Origin of the sequence: Rhodococcus sp. 114MFTsu3.1, from assembly GCF_000383555.1 — a bacterium.
GTDB lineage: Bacteria > Actinomycetota > Actinomycetes > Mycobacteriales > Mycobacteriaceae > Rhodococcoides > Rhodococcoides fascians_E.
In genome coordinates this window covers 73,106-88,817 of the sequence record NZ_KB911546.1, presented here as the reverse complement: position 1 = coordinate 88,817, position 15,712 = coordinate 73,106, and the positions used below count along the sequence as shown (strand labels likewise).

Here is a 15,712-nt window from a genome sequence, read left to right as displayed (position 1 = left end):
GGGTGCTCCCTCCGCGTGATTGTGACCGTTGACACAACCAGGCTACCCCAATACCGTGCTAATCATGCGCACTAATAGAGAAGATTCGTTCGACGCGGTGATCGTCGGAGCAGGGTTCTCCGGCCTCTACCTGCTGTGGAAGCTCAGAGGCCAAGGCCTGAACGTCCATCTCTTCGAAGCGGGCGAGGACGTAGGAGGAACGTGGTTCTGGAACCGGTATCCAGGTGCGCGATGCGACGTCGAGAGCGTCGACTACTCGTTCTCGTTCGATGAAGAATTACAGCAGGAGTGGCGATGGAAGGAGCGCTACCCTGCGCAACCCGAGATCCTCGAATACCTACAGCACGTTGCAGATCGATTCGATCTCCGACGCGACATCTCGCTGCACACGCGAGTGCAGTCGTCGCAGTACGACGAGGACACGCGGACCTGGGCGGTACACGCCGACGGGGCTGAGGTCACGACGCAATTTCTGATCATGGCAACTGGGTGTCTGTCGGTTCCTCAGACGCCGAACATTGCTGGGCTTGAAAGCTTTGCGGGCAAGACCTACCACACTGGAGACTGGCCCAAGGAGGGGGTCGATTTCACCGACAAGCGCGTCGCGGTGATCGGCACGGGGTCGTCGGGCATTCAGCTCATTCCCGAGGTCGCGAAGGTAGCCGAACACCTGACCGTGCTGCAACGTACGGCGAGTTTCTCGGTGCCGGCGCTCAACGGGCCACTCGACCCCGAGTTCGAGCGCGAGGTGAAGGCGAACTATCCCGAGCGTAGGCGTCGGGCGCGGGCGTCGTCGGCCGGTGTCGAGCGCGGAGACAACGAGCAGAACGCGCTGGATGTGGCCCACGAAGATCGAGTGAAAGAGTTCGACGGGCGATGGGGCAAGGGTGGCTTTGCTTTACTGGGTGCATATCAGGATCTGATGCTGACCGACGAGGCGAACGACACGGTCGCCGACTACGTTCGCGACAAGATCCGGGCGACGGTCGAGGATCCCGATACTGCCGAATCGTTGATCCCGCGGGGATACCCGCTCGGCGCCAAGCGGATCTGCGTCGACACGAACTATTTCGAAACGTACAACCGAGACAATGTCACCCTGGTGGACCTACGGAAATCTCCACTGGAATCGATCACTCCCACGGGAGCGCGTACCGGAGATGCGGACCATGAGTTCGACGTACTCTGCCTCGCAACCGGATTCGACGCCATGACCGGTGCTCTCGACCGCATCGATATCACCGGCGTCGGCGGCGAGAGGCTGAAGAACAAGTGGCAGCACGGACCGACCACTTACCTGGGGCTCGGCGTCGCAGGCTTCCCCAACCTGCTTCTCATCGCGGGATCGGGCAGTCCGTCCGTGTTGGCCAACATGGTCACCGCCATCGAGCAACACGTCGAATGGACAGCGGAACTACTGGGGTACATGAGCTCTCACGGATACGACACCATCGAGCCCACCCCTGAGGCCGAGGAAGGCTGGGTGGCGCACGTCAACGAGATGGCGTCGTACACGGTGTTTCCAAAGGCCGCCTCGTGGTACATGGGTGCCAACATTCCGGGCAAACCGCAAATTTTCATGCCGTACGTCGGAGGGTGTGTCGAATACGAGAAGAAGTGCAACGAGGTCGCCGAGAAAGGCTACTCAGGGTTCGTTCTTCGTTGATGTGCCCGTGAGTGGCTCTACACAAGTGCTGTGCAGAACTACCCACGGGAACGCAACGTGCTCATTCCTTCGACGCGGCGACCATCTCTTCACGTTCGACGACTTTGACGCGTTCGCGGCCTTCGGGTTCGCCGAGGGAGCGTTCGTGGGCGTCGAGGCGGTACCAGCCGTCCCAGGTGGTGAAGGGAACCTTCTTGTCTTCGAGGAACGTGGTGACCGCGTCGAGATCGGGGTCGGTGGCGCCGGTGAAGCCGGGTGCGTCCTCGAGGAGGTTGGCGACGGTTTCGTTGGCGTCGCCCTTGGTGTGACCGATCAGGCCGACGGGTCCACGCTTGATCCAGCCGGTGACGTAGGTGGCCGGGACCGGGGTGGTCGAGGACGGGGACTCCACGACGCGGCCTGCTTCGTTGGGGATGGTGCCGGCTTGGTCGTCGAAGGGGAGTTGGGCGATGTTCTGGGAGAGGTAGCCGACGGCGCGGTAGACCGCTTGGACGTCCCAGTCGTTGTAGGTGCCGGTGCCGCGGACGTTGCCGGTGCCGTCGAGTTCGGTGCGTTCGGTGCGTAGTCCGACGACCTTGCCGTTCTCGCCGAGGATTTCGGTGGGGGATTCGAAGAAGTGCAGGAACAGTTTGTGGGGGCGGTTGCCGACGTCGCGGATGGCCCAGTCCTGCAGGGTGTTGGCGACCATGTCGACCTGTTTGGATCCGCGGCGGGCGGCTTCGGAGCCTTCGTCGTAGTCGATGTCCTCGGGGGCGACGATGACCTCGATGTTGGGGGAGTGGTCGAGTTCGCGGAGTTCGAGGGGGGTGAACTTGGCTTGCGCGGGTCCGCGGCGTCCGAAGACGTGGACTTCGAGGGCCTTGTTGGCTTTGAGGCCTTCGTAGACGTTGGCGGGGATTTCGGTGGGGAGGAGTTCGTCGCCGGTCTTGGCGAGGACGCGGGCGACGTCGAGGGCGACGTTGCCGACGCCGAGGACGGCGACTTTCTCGGCGTCGAGGGGCCAGGTGCGGGGGACGTCGGGGTGGCCGTCGTACCAGGAGACGAAGTCGGCGGCGCCGTAGCTGCCGTCGAGGTCGATGCCGGGGATGTTCAGTGCGCGGTCGGCGTTGGCGCCGGTGGAGAAGATGACGGCGTCGTAGAAGCGGCGCAGGTCGTCGAGGGTGATGTCGGTGCCGTAGTCGATGTTGCCGAGCAGGCGGACCTGGGGCTTGTCGAGGACCTTGTGCAGGGCGGTGATGATGCCTTTGATGCGGGGGTGGTCCGGTGCGACGCCGTAGCGGATGAGGCCGAAGGGTGCGGGCATGCGCTCGAACAGGTCGATACTGACATCTGTGTCGGACTTCATGAGTGCGTCGGCGGCGTAGATGCCTGCGGGTCCGGCGCCGACGATGGCGACGCGGAGTGGACGAGTCTGATCGGTCATGTGCAGCGAACTACCTTCGTCGAGGGCATGTACGGACACCCCAGCATAAATTAAGTGTTACCTGATCTGGGCTGGTGGTCGTCACTCAAGGCTACGTCGCACTCCGGGCACACTCCAAGGCATCCGGACTTGAGCTATTTCCCGGTTTCAGGTAGGAATTGCATCATGCAGACGACATTCCTGGTCCGGCGAATCGCCCTGGACCTTTGTCGTACCTGCACCACCATGTGTTGTCGGTGACCTCTCCCGCGCACCGGGCCCTTTGAGCGCCCTTCGCTTCTTTCGCCACACATCCAGTACGGCTGCACCGACCACGGTCTCGGCGCGGACGGGCCATGCGGCTCGCCGTCGAAACGTCCGCGGCCATCATGAATCGAGGACAGACATGACCACTGTGGAAACCACGGTTTCACTCACGCTCGACAAGTTCGGCCCGAGTTTCGGTGCCGAGGTGATCGGGCTCGATGTGGCGTCGGCGTCCGATGCGCACATTCGAGCGGTGCGCGACGCACTGGTCGAGCACAAGGTTCTGGTACTGCGCGGGCAGTCCCTCGACGATGCGGGGCAGATCGATTTCGGTCGACGGCTCGGCGAGCTGACGGCGGGGCATCCGGTGCACGACAGTGGTCATGTCGCTGCCGAGGTCTATGCCCTCGACAGTCAGGACAACGGGTTCGCGGACATCTGGCACACGGACGTGACGTTCATGGAGCGTCCGCCGATGGGGTCGATTCTGCGGCCCGTCGTCCTCCCTCCGCACGGGGGTGACACCAACTGGGCGGACAGTCAGCTCGCCTACGAGTCGTTGGCTGCGCCGGTGCGGCAGATGATCGACCAGCTGACCGCGGTGCACGACGGTAACCGCGAGTTCGGCTACTACCTCGCGCAGAAGCGCGGAGGCAAGGGCAACGTCTGGGACGGCAAAGAGGTGACTGCGCTGGTACCCGTCGAGCATCCGGTTGTTCGGGTGCACCCGGAGACCGGTCGCAAGGGCATTTTCGTCAACCCTGGTTTCACGTCGCACATCGTCGGTGTCTCCGAGGCGGAGAGTCGGGGCATCCTCGACTTCCTGTACGCGCATCTGACCAAGCCGGAGCACGTGGTGCGTCACCGCTGGCGTCTCGGTGACCTGGTGCTGTGGGACAACCGGAGCACCTCGCACTACGCCAACCGTGATTACGGCACCGAGCACCGCAAGATGCACCGCATCACCCTGCGCGGCGACATTCCAGTCGGACCCCAGCAGCACTAGAGGTTTGCCGGGCGGGGAAGATTGTCGCCATGGCGTCGTGGCGTGAACGTAGGCAACAGTGGGTCGACAGTCGTGAGGAAGCGCAGAACAACGCGTCTGCAGCAGCTGCCGCGTCGGGTGAACGCCGCCCGCCGAACGCGTGGCCGTTTCTGATCGCCGTCGGCATCGTCGTCGTGCTGCTCGCCGGAATCTTTCTCGCGGCTCGGTTCGCTCCCGCCGAGGACAACGTCACTCAGGCTCAGTTGCTCACCGACAGCATCACCGAGTTCGTCGACGCCCAGAACGAGGGCGACGCCGACGCTCTGCGCGCCGTCACCTGTGACGAGCAGGTGAGCAGCCTCGTCACCGGGTCCGATCAGGACTACACCGACGCTCGGGTTGCCGATGTGGAGGAGAACGGCAAACTTGTGGTCGACGGGGCTCCCAGTGAGTACGAGATCAACGGTGACCGCGGGGTAGTCACGGTGCCGACGAAGTTCGAGAAGACCGGGGCTACGTCGAGCGAGGTGTGGAAGTTCGTCCGCGTCGACGACAAATGGCTGGTGTGCAACGTATGAAAGGCTTGATCCGTGACTTACGCAGGTGACATAACCCCGGAGGCGGCCTGGGAGCTGCTTCGTGACAATCCCGAGGCAGTTCTGGTCGACGTCCGCACGCACGCCGAGTGGCAGTACGTCGGCGTCCCGGACACGTCGTCGATCGAGCGGCCCACTCACCTGATCGAGTGGGTGAGCTACCCGAACGGCGCGCGGAACGAGAACTTCGTCGATCAGCTGAAGGAAGCCGGTGTCGACGGCGAGCGCCCGGTGGTGTTCCTGTGCCGCTCCGGTCAGCGTTCCATCGGTGCGGCGGAGGCCGCGACGGCCGCGGGTATCGGCCCGTCCTACAACGTGCTCGACGGTTTCGAGGGTGCAACCGACGCCGACGGTCACCGCGGCGTCGTCGGGTGGCGTGCAGTAGGACTTCCGTGGAGGCAGCAGTGAGCGAGCAGAGGATTCCGGGCCTGCCCAAGGGCGGAGGCTTCGACAAGAAGCTGCCTGACGGTGTGGGGCAGGGAACGCTGGGTGTTCGCGGCGGGTTGATGAGGTCCGGGTTCGACGAGAATGCGGAAGCGTTGTATCTGTCTTCGGGCTTCGTCTACGAGAGCGCAGGTGCGGCCGAGCAGGCGTTCACCGGGGAGATCGATCATTTCGTCTACTCGCGGTACGGCAATCCGACGGTCAAGATGTTCGAGGAGCGACTGCGGTTGATCGAGGGCGCCGAGGCGTGCTTCGGTACCTCCAGCGGTATGTCGGCGGTGTTCACGGCCCTCGGTGCGCTGTTGAAGGCGGGTGACCGTCTGGTGGCTGCGCGCAGCTTGTTCGGTTCGTGCTTCGTGGTGTGCAACGAGATCCTCCCGCGGTGGGGCGTCGAGACCGTGTTCGTCGACGGTGAAGACAACGCGCAGTGGGAAGAGGCGCTGTCGGTACCGACGACTGCGGTGTTCTTCGAGACGCCGTCGAACCCGATGCAGTCGCTGGTGGACGTCAGGCGTGTGTCCGAGCTTGCTCACGCGGCGGGCGCAACGGTGGTGTTGGACAACGTGTTCGCGACGCCGTTGCTGCAGAAGAGCTTGGAACTGGGTGCGGATGTGGTGGTGTATTCCGGCACCAAGCACATCGACGGCCAGGGACGTGTCCTCGGTGGTGCGATTCTCGGTAGCAAGGAGTACATCGAGGGCCCGGTGCAGACGTTGATGCGTCATACCGGCCCTGCGCTGAGCCCGTTCAACGCGTGGACGCTGCTCAAGGGTCTCGAGACCATGCCGGTTCGGGTGCGTCATTCGACGCAGTCGGCGCTCGAGATCGCGACGTTCCTCGAATCCCATCCTGCGGTGTCGTGGGTGAAATACCCGTTCCTGGAGTCACATCCGCAGCACGAGCTGGCGAAGAGTCAGATGACGGGCGGCGGAACCGTCGTCACGTTCGAGCTCGCTGCTCCCGAGGGTGAAGGCAAGAAGCGTGCGTTCGAGTTGCTCGACGCTCTGCGTGTCGTCGACATCTCCAACAACCTCGGCGACTCGAAGACTCTCATCACGCACCCTGCGACCACGACGCATCGCGCCATGGGGCCGGAAGGCCGTGCTGCAGTGGGTCTTTCCGACGGGGTCGTTCGTATCTCGATCGGCCTGGAGGACACCGAGGATCTCATCGCGGACCTGAAGCAGGCGCTCGGCTGAGCTCAGACGCCGAAGGCGGCCAGTACCGTTCGGAACTTGGCTGTCGTTTCGGCGAGTTCGGCGTCGGGGTCGGATTGGGCGACGATCCCGCCGCCGGCGGTGGCGAGGGCCGAGCGGCCGTCGGCGGCGAGTTCGAGGCCTCGGATGGCCACCATCCATTCACCGTCACCCACGGCGTCGGCCCATCCGACTGCGCCTGCGTAGAAGCCCCGTGGTCCTTCGATCCGCTTGATCGCGTCCATCGCCGCCCGGCGCGGTACGCCCGCGACGGCAGGTGTGGGATGCAGGGCGATCGCCAGATCGAGCGAGGTCGTCGCCGCGTCGCGCAGAGTCCCGGTGATGGGTGTGCTGAGGTGCCACAGTTGCGGGGTGCTGCTGAGCTGCGGTTCCGGCGGGATGTCGAGGTCGCTGCACAGCGGTTCCAGTGCGGACCTGATCTCGTCGACGACGAATCGGTGTTCGGCTTGGTCCTTGGCGCTGGCTGCGAGGCGAGCGGCGATGGCGGCGTCCTCGTCGGGGATGTCGCTGCGCGCCGCGGTTCCGGCGAATGGATGGCATGTCACGGCGCGGCCGTGGCGCCGAATCAACAGCTCCGGGCTCGACCCGACGAGGTACGAGCCCGCATGCTCTGCCCCCGCTGCGGAGAGGTCGACGGCATAGCCGTTTCCCAGGACGTCCTTCTCGACGAGGGTGCCGAGCAGGGCCATGGGGTCGATCGGGGAGTCGGCAAACAATCGGAGCGATCGCGCCAGCACCACTTTCTGCACCGACCCGTCGCGCATGCTGTTCACCAGTGCGTGCACGCGCGCGACGTGTTCCTCCGCAGAAGGGATCTGTTCTCCGACGCGGACCCGGGGCAGCGCAGTCGTGAACGCTCGCCAGGGACCGTCGGTTCGACGCAGTGATGTCGGGTGTGTCAGGGCCACCGGGTCGGCGTCGTCGAACGGCAGGGCACCGACGACGGGCGTTCCACTGCGGACGGCTGCGACGGCGTCGTCCGTCGACGCGTACGCGTTCTCCACTCCGTCTGCTTCGACGTTGTAGGTGCTGCGTGACAGAACGAAGGTCGGTGTACCGGTGGGCGAGGGCGCCATCAGAACGGCGACTGGGTCCGGCCGACGAGATCGGCGACCGAGTTGATCACCTTCGTCGGGCGGAACGGGTAGTTCTCGACGGACGTCTTCGTGGAGATTCCGGTGAGTACCAGGATGGTCTGCAGGCCTGCTTCGAGTCCGGAGAGAACGTCGGTGTCCATGCGGTCACCGATCATCAGCGTGCTTTCGGAGTGACCGCCGATGGCGCGCAGCGCCGAGCGCATCATCAGCGCGTTCGGCTTCCCGACGTAGTATGGCTCTTTGCCGGTTGCCTTGGTGATGAGGGCTGCGACGGACCCCGTCGCGGGCAGGGAGCCTTCTCGCGACGGCCCGGTGGCGTCGGGATTGGTGGCGATGAACCGAGCGCCCTTCTCGACGAGGCGAATGGCGGTGGTGATGGCCTCGAACGAGTAGGTGCGGGTCTCACCGAGCACGACGTAGTCCGGGTTGGAGTCGGTGAGCACGTATCCGATGTCGTGCAGCGCCGTCGTCAGACCTGATTCGCCGACGACGTACGCGCTGCCGCGGGGACGTTGGTTCCCCAGGAAGTTGGCCGTCGCCAGTGCCGACGTCCAGATGGACTTCTCGGGGATGTTCAGGCCGGTGCGTTCGAGCCTGGCGCGCAGGTCGCGGGGTGTGCGGATCGAGTTGTTGGTGAGCACGATGAACGGAATCTCGTTCGCCTGCAGCTCCGCGACGAACGCGTCGGCGCCGGGTATGAGGTGATCCTCGTGGACGAGCACACCGTCCATGTCCATCAGGTAGGTCCAACGCTGGGGCTCGTCCTTGTCGCTCACCCCTACAGTCTTCCACTCGCGACGTTTTCCACTCGCGGGAAGTGCGATCTAGCCGGCTTTCTTCAGTGCCGTGCGCCGCAGGGCCCGTTCGCGGGCGGTCATTCCACCCCACACTCCGAACGGCTCGTTGGTCGCGAGGGCGAACTGACGGCACTGAACGATGACCGGGCATTGTTCGCACAACACCTTCGCCCTGTTCTCGCGCTGGCGCCGTGCGGTCCTGCCTTCGCCCGACGGGGAGAAGAACACATCGGAGATCGGATCGGGGCCTGCGGAGTCTTCGGTGGTGCCGTGCCCACGGCAAACCGCGTCCAACTGCCACTGCCATGCTGTTGTCGTTGGGGCCATGAACCGATGATGGCGTTCCTGCAGACCACGGAGAAGGTTTCGAATCATCGAGCGTCTAATGATGGAGTGAACATCTGGTGACCGCGTAGGGCAACGGTGTTCAGTGGTGACAGCGCCTCTGCCGAGACCGGCAATAGAATCAGCCTGATTCTGAGTTTTCCGAGTGCGCGAAAAGCATTGTCTTCGAGGGCCTTCAGGGCAATCGTGCACTTCTCTTGGCGTCGAATCCAGGGAGATGTGAAGGTACGGGAACTAACCTCCTGACCGAAGTGTCTTCACTCGACGGGAGATCTGGATGACGACGTTGGCGGCGGTGCGGCCATCTCGACTGCGCGAACTGTACGAGGATTTCCACCGTTGGCCGGAGGTGGCGTTCCAGGAGAGACGGACTACGGCCGTGATCGCCGACGAGTTACGCGGCCGCGGACTTCACCTGTCCACGTCGGACACCGTGACCGGTCTCGTCGCGACGCTGGAGAACGGGCCGGGGCCGGTGGTCGGCCTTCGCGCGGACATAGATGCGCTGCCCATCGCGGAGCAGACGGGCGTTCCGTACGCGAGCACTACCGGTGCGATGCATGCCTGTGGCCACGATGTTCACATCACGTCGCTGATCGGCACGATCGACAGGCTCCTGGCGGTACGGGACCGGTGGTCGGGCACCGTCGTCGCGATCTTCCAGCCTGCGGAGGAGGTCGGATCGGGGGCACGCGCGCAGTTGGCGTCGGGAATCTTCGACGATCATCCGACCCCGCACATCGTGCTCGGGCAGCATGCCAGCGGCGCACTTGCTCCGGGCACCGTCGGGTCACGGCCCGCGGTGTTGCAAGCCGCTGCCGATACCTGGCAGATAACTCTGCGCGGCGACGGTGGGCATGCGGCCGGTCCGCACAAGACCGTCGATCTCGTCGTGCTGGCGGCGTCGATGATCCTGCGTTTGCAGACCATCGTGTCCAGGGAGGTTCCGCCGAACGAGACTGCGGTGGTATCGGTGGGCACGATTCATGCGGGCACCGTCAGCAACATCCTTCCCGACGAATTGACGTTCACCGTCAACGCTCGGTCGTTCACCGAGGAGGTGCGGTCTCTGATCGAGCGATCCGTGCGTCGAATCGTCGTTGCCGAAGCCCAGGCCAGCGGCCTCCAGGCAGAACCCGAATTCGAGCACACGGTGCACTTCCCGCAGAACGTCAACGACGTCGCCGCATTCGAGACCGTTCGATCGGCGCTCGAAACCGAGTTCGGCGAGCACGGCTTCACCGTGGTCGACCCGGTCACCGGTTCGGAGGACTTCGGCGAATACGGCACCAGTTTCGGTGTCCCGTCTGTCTATTGGTACTTCGGCACCGGTCTGGCGGAAGAAGTGGCGAGCAGGGTTCCGGTGCCGAACGGTCACAGCCCCTGGTACGCGCCCGACCCCGACGTCGCCATCGACGTCGGGGTGCGAGCGTTCACCTCGGTTGCGCTCGCAGCGTTGAATTCGGTCGTGCCGCCTGTTCGTCAGAACGGCGGCGGCCGGTAGCGTTCACGCGCGGTCACGACTGCGCGATGTTCGAGGAATCGTTCTCGGAGGAAAATCGCGTCGGCACGTGCCGTGGGGTCTGTCAGTCGCGCGATGTCACCGAGCGACGGCACGTAGGCAGCCCGATCGGTGCCGGCCACGTCGCCGTATTCGCTGTACTCACCGATGTACGTTTCCCACCACGTGGGTGCATACAGCTCGTCGGGTGGATCGCCGGTGGGGGCGGTCGGTCGGGGCGTGCGTGTGCGTTTGTTCTTGCGCGCGGGTACACCGTTGCCCGGAACCATCACCGTGGCTGCGATCTCGTCGAGAACCGAATTGCATTCCACGCCTTCGAGAGCGGTCATCTTTGCGAACAGAGTGGCCATTCCGTCGGCGCCGTGCTTGATCGATGCGCATGGTTCTTCCGATTCTGTTGCCTGCGTGCCGCCAGTGCTTCGGCCTCGTTGTAGTCGAACCAGTGCGCCCAGATGCGCTCGCGCAATCGACGGATACTGCACCGACGTGCAGAGGCCAGAACATCTGCTTCGATCCCGCGGACGGTGTTGTCGCTCGCTTTCGACAGCACGAGCGCGATGGTGCGAACCCGTTGATAGTCGAGGTCGCCCGCTCTGAATGCGTCGAGGATGGCCGGGAGTCGCTCCTCCAATTCCCTGCCCACGATCAGTCTCTCGCGAGTCGCTGTGCGCGACAGAGCAAGAGTCACCGAGGCCTCGCATTCGACGGCTCGCTGCGCGAGTGTCACGTCCGCTTCGCCGCCCTGGCTGTGGATATCCGCCTCGGTGGCCAGCCTGAACTCTCCGAGTGCGTACAGGCCGCGGATCAGTTCGGCCGAAGCTCGGTTTTCGGCCCTGCGTGACTCTGCAAGGCCGTCGAGGATATGCGCAGCCGCGTCGGCCTCGCTCCGTACCCGCTCTTCGATGCCCCCGGCTTCCCCATGGCTTCGAAGGTACTCGAACAAGTGTTCGATTGCAACGCACTCCGAACAATCCGTCTTCCTGGATGCAAGGTTTGAAATCAGGGTGATTCGAACCCTAACGTCAAGCGCCGCTGCACAAATCGGTTGCGCTGACTTGACGGTTGCACTATCGAGCGAATACATTCCTGTCACCATCCAGAGCGACCGAGAGACCTTGGCTCTACGACGTCGCAGCAACCCCCTGCCTCACGGTAGGTGTGGGTGCTACCGCCAGGACCGATGGAGGACACATGAACAGCGCACCGCTGTACCGGACCGAGTGGCGTCGTCTGCACGTCGACCTGTGCCGTATCGCGACGTACTGCTGTAGCTAGCGCGCTACCCGCATCGCACCACCCCTCGCTCTACTTACCTCGGCAAAGGCTTCGATCATGCATGCTCACACCCGGTGGATCCGGTGACTCAATTGGACGCGCGGCCCGCCGCCGCAGAACCGACCGTCGACGACGAAGATCTGATCGTCGCCAAGAAATGGCACCCGTGGCGCTGGATCGTCAGCGTGGTGGTTCTCGTACTCGTGGCGCAGTTCGTCCACGGTCTGGCCACCAATCCGGGCTGGGATTGGACGACGTTCGCTCAGTACTTCACGGCGGCGTCGGTCATGTCCGCGCTGTGGTTGACGATTCAGCTGACGTTCTGGGGCACGCTGATCGGGTTCGCGATCGGTATCGGTCTTGCTGTCGCTCGGTTGTCCAACAACCCTGTTCTGCAGGTCATTTCGTGGTTCTACATCTGGGCGTTCAGGTCCATTCCGCTGATCGTGCAGCTTCTGTTCTGGTTCAACATCGCGTACCTGTATCAGACATTGACGCTCGGAATTCCCTTCGGTCCTGCGTTCTTCGAGTTCAACGTCAACAACGTCATCAGTGGATCGACGGCCGCGATCATCGGTCTTGCTCTTCATCAGGCTGCGTACTCGGCCGAGATCGTCCGTGCCGGCATCATCTCGGTGGACCAGGGCCAACTCGAAGCCGCTGCCGCGCTGGGTATCCCGAAGCGGCGCGAGTTCTTCAAGATCGTTCTGCCACAGGCGATGCGGGGCATCCTGCCGAATGCCGCGAACGAGGTGATCAGCCTCTTCAAGGGGACCTCGATCGTGTCCGTCATGGCGATCGCCGAGCTGTTCTACCAGGTGCAGGTCATCTACGGCCGTAACGGCCGCGTCGTTCCGTTGCTCATGGTCGCGACGGTCTGGTACATCATCTTGACCTCGGTTCTGTCCGTCGTGCAGTTCTACGTCGAACGGCACTACGCCAAAGGCGCGGTGCGGACCATTCCCCTGACACCGATCCAGAAGATTCGCAAGCGGGTTGCCGAGATCACCGCACCGCCGCGCGGAGGAGCAACGCGATGACGACGCTCGACGCCACCACGCCCACCGAGAACAGCAAGTACGCCGTCGAGGTCCGGGGCGTGCACAAGTCCTACGGACCACTCGAGGTCCTCAAGGGTGTCGACCTCGTCGTCCGGCCCGGTGAGGTGACGGTGATCATCGGTCCCTCCGGATCGGGCAAGTCGACGCTGTTACGCAGCCTCAACCACCTCGAGAAGGTCGATCAGGGGACGGTCCGTGTCGACGGCGACCTCGTCGGATACCGTCGTCGGGGCAACAAACTGCACGAGCTCAGCAACAAGGACATCCTGAAGCAACGCTCGCAGATCGGTTTCGTGTTCCAGAACTTCAATCTGTTTCCGCACCTGACCGTTCTCGAGAACGTGCTCGAAGCTCCGGTGTCCGCGCAGAAGCGCAAGCGTGCCGACGTGGAACCCGAGGCGCTCGCCCTTCTCGAGCGCGTCGGGTTGAAGGACAAGGCACACGACTATCCACGACGCCTGTCGGGCGGGCAGCAGCAGCGTGTGGCGATCGCACGCGCACTTGCTCTGCGTCCCAAAGTGATTCTGTTCGACGAACCGACGTCGGCCCTCGACCCCGAGCTGGTCGGAGAGGTACTCGAAGTCATCCGAGGACTGGCCCGTGAAGGCGCGACCCTGGTGATCGTGACCCACGAGGTCGGATTCGCCAAGGAAATCGCCGACACCGTCGTCTTCATGGATGCCGGGCAGGTCGTCGAACAAGGCACTCCTTCCGAACTGCTGGACAATCCACAGGAACCGCGCACCAAAGCTTTTCTCGCGCACGTTCTCTAGACCTCCACACCCACACAACACAAGGAACAACCATGCCCAGATTCAACCGGGGACTTCTTGTCCTCGCGTCTGCACTCTCTGCTGCGGCCCTGACCCTCACCGCATGCAGCGAGCCGGCGGCGGAATCCGAGGTGGTGACCGAGACAGGTCAGACCTTCGATCTCTCGCCGGAGCAGGAAGGCCGAGTCCACGCCGACAAGGTGGACGACATCGCAGCCAAGGTTCCGCAGGCGATCCGTGACAGCGGCGTGCTGACCATCGCCGGAACATCCGGAACTGCCCCGCCGCTGCGCTTCTACGCCACCGACGACACCACCGTCGTCGGATCCGAGGTCGACTTCGGTATCCTCATTGCCGACATCCTGGGATTGAAGCCCGAGATCACCGTCGCCGACTGGGCGCAGAACTTCGTCAAGATCGACTCGGGCGAGAACGACGTCTTCATCTCGAACGTCACGGTCACCGAGGAGCGCAAGGACAAGTACGATTTCGCGACGTACCGTCTGGACAACCTCGCGTTCGAGACGCAGAAGGACACAGACTGGACGGTCGCCTCGAAGGAAGACATCGCGGGCAAGAAGATCGGTGTCAGTTCCGGAACCAATCAGGAACAGCTGCTCGTCGACTGGAACGCTCAGAACGTCGCCGCCGGACTGGCTCCGGCCGAGATCGCCTACTACCAGACGACGTCCGACTACTACCTGGCGCTCGCGTCGGGCCGGATCGACGGCTACCTCGGTCCGAACCCGAGCGCTGTCTACCACGCTGCCACCAGTGGCGAGAGCAAGATCATCGGCACGTTCTCCGGAGCAGGCGACGCTTTGCAGGGTGAGATCGCCGTGACGACGAAGAAGGACAACGGGCTCATCGAGGCCGTGCAGGAGGCGATCGACCATGCGATCGAGACCGGTGATTACCAGAAGGTCATCGACCGGTGGGGCCTGAAGGACGAGGCAGTCACCGAATCGGTCGTCAACCCGCCGGGTCTGCCGCGCAAGGCTGGATAATCGGTACATGAACGTAGTAGTCGTCGGTGGCGGAGTGATCGGTGCGGCGTCCGCCTGGGTGCTCGCACGGCGTGGCCACAGCGTCACCCTGCTGGAACAATTCGCGCCGGGCCATCGTAACGGCGCGTCACACGGAACTTCCCGCATCTTCCGTCATGCCTACGCCGACGACTACTACGTCGACCTCGCCGCGCGTGCGTACACACTGTGGCGAAAGCTCGAAAACGAGACCGCTACAGAGCTACTGACGCTCACGGGCGCCGTCGATCACGGTGCACCCGTCATCGTGACTCCGCGCGTCGAGGCGCTCGCGAAGGCCGGGCTGGCGAGCGAGGTCCTCGAACCGCGTGAGGCACAGAAGCGTTGGGCAGGGCTGAAATTCGACACAACAGTGCTTTATCACCCGGACGCCGGGCGGTTGCACGCCGACCGTAGTGTGGCCGCGTTCACCGCTGCGGCTGCCGCCCTCGGGGCGAGAATCGAGTACGGCAGTCCGGTGCGCAGCATCTCCGCGAGCGAGGTGTCCACCGACGCGCACACCTACGTGGCCGACCACATCGTGGTCGCCGCAGGTGCCTGGACGTCGAAGGTAGTCGACTCGCACGTCACCCTGCCCGAACTGGTCACCACACAGGAACAACCCGCACACTTCCTACCGACCACCTCGGCCGACTGGCCGAGCTTCATCCACCACCCCGGCGCCGAACTCGACGGTGAGGGGATCTACGGTCTGCAGGGCGAAGAGGGCGTCAAGATCGGCGAACACGGAACCGGACCGATCGTCGATCCCGACACGCGAAATTTCGTCGCTCGCGAGGACGGTGTCGACCGACTGCAGACGTATGCCCGCACCTGGCTGCCCGGCGTCGACGCCGCATCAGCCGACCCTCTGACCTGCCTGTACACCACAACGCCCGACTCCAATTTCGTCGTCGACCGTGTCGGGAACCTGACCGTCGCCGGTGGATTCTCCGGACACGGCTTCAAATTCGCGCCTGCGATCGGCGAGCTCGTCGCGGACCTGGTCGACGGTGGGACGTCCGAGACACCCTTGTTCCGGCTGGGAGCTCGACAGATTTCCTAGCAATCGGGAATGGAACAGCACCGGTCCCGGTTCGTACAACTGAAAACACCATCCAGACGATCCAGACGATCCAGACCATCCAGAGCGACCGAGAGACCTTGGCTCGACGACGTCGCAGCAACCATCACGCCGTGTGCGTGCGGGTGCTCCCGCCAGGACCGATGGAGGAGAAAC

At 63.8% G+C, this 15,712-nt stretch carries 16 protein-coding genes and 2 riboswitches; of the genes, 10 read left to right on the top strand and 6 right to left on the bottom strand.

The window, feature by feature from the left end; translation table 11 throughout:
- Positions 1 to 64 precede the first annotated feature (64 nt).
- The gene (locus tag H292_RS0106200; protein ID WP_027498646.1) at positions 65 to 1,666 is read left to right on the top strand and encodes a flavin-containing monooxygenase; all 1,602 of its coding nucleotides are present in this window, start codon (positions 65 to 67) and stop codon (positions 1,664 to 1,666) included.
- Between the two features lie 61 nt (positions 1,667 to 1,727).
- Here the strand turns inward: H292_RS0106200 and H292_RS0106195 are convergent, their stop codons facing one another.
- On the bottom strand, positions 1,728 to 3,089 hold the full coding sequence (locus H292_RS0106195) for an FAD-dependent oxidoreductase (protein WP_020110856.1): 1,362 nt from the start codon (positions 3,087 to 3,089) through the stop codon (positions 1,728 to 1,730).
- Positions 3,090 to 3,474: 385 nt separating this feature from the next.
- Here H292_RS0106195 and H292_RS0106190 point away from each other — a divergent pair, with 385 nt between their 5' ends.
- Genes H292_RS0106190 through H292_RS0106175 form a run of 4 tightly spaced genes read left to right on the top strand, consistent with a single transcriptional unit; the run spans position 3,475 to position 6,559 of the window.
- Positions 3,475 to 4,341 carry a TauD/TfdA dioxygenase family protein gene (locus H292_RS0106190; RefSeq protein WP_019663192.1) on the top strand — a complete coding sequence of 289 codons (867 nt, stop codon included), beginning with the start codon at positions 3,475 to 3,477 and terminating at the stop codon, positions 4,339 to 4,341.
- Between the two features lie 29 nt (positions 4,342 to 4,370).
- Positions 4,371 to 4,898: an Rv0361 family membrane protein gene (locus H292_RS0106185; protein ID WP_019663193.1), complete on the top strand. Its 528-nt coding sequence runs from the start codon at positions 4,371 to 4,373 to the stop codon at positions 4,896 to 4,898.
- 12 nt (positions 4,899 to 4,910) lie between these two features.
- On the top strand, positions 4,911 to 5,324 hold the full coding sequence (locus H292_RS0106180; protein WP_019663194.1) for a rhodanese-like domain-containing protein: 414 nt from the start codon (positions 4,911 to 4,913) through the stop codon (positions 5,322 to 5,324).
- Between the two features lie 11 nt (positions 5,325 to 5,335).
- A complete protein-coding gene (locus H292_RS0106175; RefSeq protein ID WP_026347444.1) occupies positions 5,336 to 6,559 on the top strand; it encodes an O-succinylhomoserine sulfhydrylase in 1,224 nt (407 codons plus the stop codon).
- A gap of 2 nt (positions 6,560 to 6,561) precedes the next feature.
- Here the strand turns inward: H292_RS0106175 and H292_RS0106170 are convergent, their stop codons facing one another.
- The 3 genes from H292_RS0106170 to H292_RS0106160 all read right to left on the bottom strand — a co-directional run bounded on the left by H292_RS0106170 (position 6,562) and on the right by H292_RS0106160 (position 8,798).
- Positions 6,562 to 7,653 (bottom strand): isochorismate synthase, encoded by a 1,092-nt coding sequence (locus H292_RS0106170; protein ID WP_020110855.1) that lies wholly within the window; start codon positions 7,651 to 7,653, stop codon positions 6,562 to 6,564.
- Positions 7,653 to 8,411: an HAD-IIA family hydrolase gene (locus tag H292_RS0106165; protein WP_371828087.1), complete on the bottom strand. Its 759-nt coding sequence runs from the start codon at positions 8,409 to 8,411 to the stop codon at positions 7,653 to 7,655. Before H292_RS0106165 ends, H292_RS0106170 begins: the two co-directional genes overlap by 1 nt.
- Positions 8,412 to 8,498: 87 nt before the next feature.
- Positions 8,499 to 8,798, bottom strand: coding sequence for a WhiB family transcriptional regulator (locus H292_RS0106160; protein WP_026347446.1), 300 nt, complete (start codon positions 8,796 to 8,798; stop codon positions 8,499 to 8,501).
- 295 nt (positions 8,799 to 9,093) lie between these two features.
- Between H292_RS0106160 and H292_RS0106155 the strand changes: the two genes are divergently transcribed.
- On the top strand, positions 9,094 to 10,320 hold the full coding sequence (locus H292_RS0106155; RefSeq protein WP_020110854.1) for an amidohydrolase: 1,227 nt from the start codon (positions 9,094 to 9,096) through the stop codon (positions 10,318 to 10,320).
- Here H292_RS0106155 and H292_RS27670 read toward each other — a convergent pair.
- Positions 10,299 to 10,667, bottom strand: coding sequence for a hypothetical protein (locus tag H292_RS27670; RefSeq protein ID WP_155949775.1), 369 nt, complete (start codon positions 10,665 to 10,667; stop codon positions 10,299 to 10,301). The genes H292_RS0106155 and H292_RS27670 overlap by 22 nt on opposite strands.
- Positions 10,664 to 11,281, bottom strand: a complete 618-nt coding sequence (locus H292_RS0106145; RefSeq protein ID WP_027498644.1) for a DUF222 domain-containing protein — start codon at positions 11,279 to 11,281, stop codon at positions 10,664 to 10,666. The genes H292_RS27670 and H292_RS0106145 overlap by 4 nt, the downstream gene beginning before the upstream one ends.
- A gap of 146 nt (positions 11,282 to 11,427) precedes the next feature.
- Positions 11,428 to 11,525, top strand: a riboswitch (SAM riboswitch).
- 162 nt (positions 11,526 to 11,687) lie between these two features.
- Between H292_RS0106145 and H292_RS0106140 the strand changes: the two genes are divergently transcribed.
- Genes H292_RS0106140 through H292_RS0106125 form a run of 4 tightly spaced genes read left to right on the top strand, consistent with a single transcriptional unit; the run spans position 11,688 to position 15,538 of the window.
- Complete coding sequence (locus tag H292_RS0106140; protein ID WP_019663201.1) at positions 11,688 to 12,653, top strand: amino acid ABC transporter permease; 966 nt, start codon at positions 11,688 to 11,690, stop codon at positions 12,651 to 12,653.
- Complete coding sequence (locus tag H292_RS0106135) at positions 12,650 to 13,447, top strand: amino acid ABC transporter ATP-binding protein (protein WP_019663202.1); 798 nt, start codon at positions 12,650 to 12,652, stop codon at positions 13,445 to 13,447. The genes H292_RS0106140 and H292_RS0106135 overlap by 4 nt, the downstream gene beginning before the upstream one ends.
- Before the next feature lie 32 nt (positions 13,448 to 13,479).
- Complete coding sequence (locus H292_RS0106130) at positions 13,480 to 14,454, top strand: ABC transporter substrate-binding protein (RefSeq protein ID WP_020110852.1); 975 nt, start codon at positions 13,480 to 13,482, stop codon at positions 14,452 to 14,454.
- A gap of 7 nt (positions 14,455 to 14,461) precedes the next feature.
- Positions 14,462 to 15,538, top strand: coding sequence for an FAD-dependent oxidoreductase (locus H292_RS0106125; protein ID WP_020110851.1), 1,077 nt, complete (start codon positions 14,462 to 14,464; stop codon positions 15,536 to 15,538).
- Between the two features lie 72 nt (positions 15,539 to 15,610).
- Positions 15,611 to 15,706: riboswitch (SAM riboswitch) on the top strand.
- The last annotated feature ends 6 nt before the right edge of the window (positions 15,707 to 15,712 follow it).

Bases quoted from the DNA above. Each gene is read 5' to 3' on its own strand.
- H292_RS0106190 (WP_019663192.1), top strand. From the start codon at position 3,475: ATGACCACTGTGGAAACCACGGTTTCACTCACGCTCGACAAGTTCGGC.
- H292_RS0106160 (WP_026347446.1), bottom strand. From the start codon at position 8,798: ATGGCCCCAACGACAACAGCATGGCAGTGGCAGTTGGACGCGGTTTGC.
- H292_RS0106125 (WP_020110851.1), top strand. From the start codon at position 14,462: ATGAACGTAGTAGTCGTCGGTGGCGGAGTGATCGGTGCGGCGTCCGCC.
- H292_RS0106185 (WP_019663193.1), top strand. From the start codon at position 4,371: ATGGCGTCGTGGCGTGAACGTAGGCAACAGTGGGTCGACAGTCGTGAG.
- H292_RS0106200 (WP_027498646.1), top strand. From the start codon at position 65: ATGCGCACTAATAGAGAAGATTCGTTCGACGCGGTGATCGTCGGAGCA.
- H292_RS0106165 (WP_371828087.1), bottom strand. From the start codon at position 8,411: ATGGACATGGACGGTGTGCTCGTCCACGAGGATCACCTCATACCCGGC.
- H292_RS27670 (WP_155949775.1), bottom strand. From the start codon at position 10,667: ATGACCGCTCTCGAAGGCGTGGAATGCAATTCGGTTCTCGACGAGATC.
- H292_RS0106155 (WP_020110854.1), top strand. From the start codon at position 9,094: ATGACGACGTTGGCGGCGGTGCGGCCATCTCGACTGCGCGAACTGTAC.
- H292_RS0106195 (WP_020110856.1), bottom strand. From the start codon at position 3,089: ATGACCGATCAGACTCGTCCACTCCGCGTCGCCATCGTCGGCGCCGGA.
- H292_RS0106130 (WP_020110852.1), top strand. From the start codon at position 13,480: ATGCCCAGATTCAACCGGGGACTTCTTGTCCTCGCGTCTGCACTCTCT.
- H292_RS0106135 (WP_019663202.1), top strand. From the start codon at position 12,650: ATGACGACGCTCGACGCCACCACGCCCACCGAGAACAGCAAGTACGCC.
- H292_RS0106170 (WP_020110855.1), bottom strand. From the start codon at position 7,653: ATGGCGCCCTCGCCCACCGGTACACCGACCTTCGTTCTGTCACGCAGC.